General features: G+C 43.7%; 1 protein-coding gene, 3 tRNA genes and 1 pseudogene. 1 reads left to right on the top strand and 4 read right to left on the bottom strand.

What is annotated here, in order from left to right; translation table 11 throughout:
* Positions 1–3 precede the first annotated feature (3 nt).
* The 4 genes and pseudogenes from ACXADT_RS21570 to ACXADT_RS21555 form a co-directional block, all read right to left on the bottom strand.
* Positions 4–78: transfer RNA gene (locus ACXADT_RS21570), tRNA-Glu, on the bottom strand.
* A gap of 7 nt (positions 79–85) precedes the next feature.
* A tRNA-Ser gene (locus tag ACXADT_RS21565) sits at positions 86–176 on the bottom strand.
* 3 nt (positions 177–179) lie between these two features.
* Positions 180–254 (bottom strand) — tRNA-Asn (locus tag ACXADT_RS21560).
* Between the two features lie 190 nt (positions 255–444).
* Positions 445–908 (bottom strand): annotated as a pseudogene (locus ACXADT_RS21555) (SprT family protein).
* Positions 909–1,009: 101 nt separating this feature from the next.
* Between ACXADT_RS21555 and cmpA the strand changes: the two are divergent.
* Positions 1,010–1,102, top strand: a complete 93-nt coding sequence (gene cmpA / locus ACXADT_RS21550) for a cortex morphogenetic protein CmpA (protein WP_474835878.1) — start codon at positions 1,010–1,012, stop codon at positions 1,100–1,102.
* Positions 1,103–1,160 lie beyond the last annotated feature (58 nt).

The raw sequence follows: 1,160 nt of genomic DNA, 5'->3' as shown, positions 1-1,160 counted from the left end.
AAATGGTGACCCGTACGGGATTCGAACCCGTGTTACCGCCGTGAAAGGGCGGTGTCTTAACCGCTTGACCAACGGGCCATAAAAATGGCGGAGAAGGAGGGATTTGAACCCTCGCGCCGCTCACGCGACCTACACCCTTAGCAGGGGCGCCCCTTCAGCCACTTGGGTACTTCTCCGTTTGGCTCCACAGGTAGGATTCGAACCTACGACCGATCGGTTAACAGCCGATAGCTCTACCACTGAGCTACTGTGGAATAATATGTTGTTTGTTGTTGCCGTCGTTATCGGCGACATTTAATATAATAACCCATCCAGAAAGCAAAGTCAACATATTTCTCAAAAGTTTTTTTGGCTGTTTTTGAGAAGCTAATGATGCGTTTCGGACAGATTCTTATCTCAAAGAGACTATATTAATTTAACACATAGCTTTTACACCGTCAATAATTAATTAGAAGAAGTTAATAAGAGTTTCCCCCTGCATTTCCCACAGACAAACCTCGCCGTATCTATTCTCCTTTTTCGTTTGTAGGAGGTCTTGCAATTCGAACATTGATAGATGTGTTTGATTTTCTCCGTACGCCTTTGGCCAGGAACAGCCTGGACAGTATCTCGAGCCGCGCTACACGATTCAGGTGAGTGCTTTTGAGATCCCGATCCTTATGTTTGTATCCTTTCCCTTGAAGATGAAGGTGGTAATGACAGAGCTCATGCTTGATGATACCGATCAGCTCATCAAAACCGTACTCCTCATAATGCTTAGGGTTGAATTCGAGATTATGAGATCTTAATAAATACCGACCGCCCGTTGTTCGTAAACGTGGATTAAACGTTGCTTCGTGAAGGAAAGGCAATCCGAATGATTCAAGTGATGTTTTTTCTACCATTAGCTGCAGGCTTTTGTTATCCATAAACGCCCCTCCTGTGATTCGAACACTTACAAGCAGTATTTCATAAACTAATTTACAGCATCTTATCAAATGTGTCACGAGATTAAAAGGAGGAGATCCTGATGCCTGTCTGGTTTAAGAGACAGCTTCAACAGGCTTATTTACAGAAAGACCGCTACCAAATCAAATTGTTAAATCAGTGCTGGTTTTTCTAGGTGCTGTACGTCCTGAAGTAAGTGTGGGTGTTAACCCTCAAATCAGCCATTATGTACG

The organism is Anaerobacillus sp. ABR4_321 (genome assembly GCF_056158505.1).
The sequence above is the reverse complement of the archived record's forward strand: the minus strand, read 5'-3'. Positions and strand labels throughout refer to the sequence as shown.

Coding starts and splice junctions, on each gene's coding strand:
- cmpA (WP_474835878.1), top strand. CDS start 1,010: ATGCCTGTCTGGTTTAAGAGACAGCTTCAACAGGCTTATTTACAGAAA.